This is a genomic window from Pseudomonas sp. UBA2684 (assembly GCA_002354655.1).
In the GTDB taxonomy this organism is placed as follows: Bacteria; Pseudomonadota; Gammaproteobacteria; order Pseudomonadales; family Pseudomonadaceae; genus Aquipseudomonas.
The window spans coordinates 67,032-67,930 of sequence record DELY01000007.1; the positions used below are offsets into that span (position 1 = coordinate 67,032).

Annotated in this window: 2 protein-coding genes; both read left to right on the top strand. The window is 59.5% G+C overall.

Annotation, left to right across the window (positions count from 1 at the left end; all coding sequences use genetic code 11):
• Window positions 1-492 (top strand): protein phosphatase CheZ (locus B3M58_RS03725; protein ID WP_296217222.1); only part of this gene is annotated, 492 nt, incomplete at its 5' end.
• 11 nt (window positions 493-503) lie between these two features.
• The coding region (locus B3M58_RS03730) for an Hpt domain-containing protein (RefSeq protein ID WP_296217223.1) at window positions 504-899 on the top strand (396 nt) is incomplete at its 3' end.

Sequence of the window (899 nt, forward strand, 5' to 3'; positions counted from 1 at the left end):
GCCAATCGGACCATGGATCTGGTCGAGCAGAGCGCGCCGCTGGTCAACGACCTGAGTAGCGAGGCGCAACAGCTGAGTGCCGACTGGGGCCGCTTCATGCGCCGTGAAATGGGCGCCGACGGTTTTCGCGAACTGGCCAAACGCATCGAATTGTTTCTCGCCCGCAGCGAGCGCGACAACGTCAAATTGTCCGGCCACCTCAACGACATCTTGCTCGCGCAGGATTACCAGGACCTCACTGGCCAGGTGATCAAACGCGTGACCCAGCTGGTCACCGAGGTGGAAAGCAATCTACTCAAACTGATGCTCATGGCCAGCCAGGTCGACCGTTTTGCCGGCATCGAGCACGATCACAACGTGTTGCGTGCCGAACAAGAACAACAAAAAGAGCCTTCGCATGGTGAAGGTCCGCAGATTCATGCCGATAAGCGTGATGACGTCGCATCCAATCAGGATGATGTCGACGATCTGCTATCCAGCCTAGGATTTTAGGAGCACGTCATATGAGCTTCGGCGCCGATGAAGAAATCCTCCAGGATTTCCTGGTAGAGGCCGGCGAGATTCTCGAGCAATTGTCCGAGCAGTTGGTGGAACTTGAAAGCCGCCCGGACGATATGAACCTGCTCAATGCAATCTTTCGGGGGTTCCATACCGTCAAGGGCGGTGCCGGTTTCCTCCAGCTCAATGAGCTGGTGGAGTGCTGCCACATCGCCGAAAACGTGTTCGACATCCTGCGCAAGGGTGAGCGCCGCGTCGATGCCGAGTTGATGGACGTGGTGCTCGAAGCGCTCGATGCGGTCAATGGCATGTTCACCGAGGTGCGCGAGCGCGCCGAACCGACGCCTGCCAGCCGCGAGTTGCTGGCGGCTCTGGCCCGCCTGGCCGAGCCGGCGGGCGCC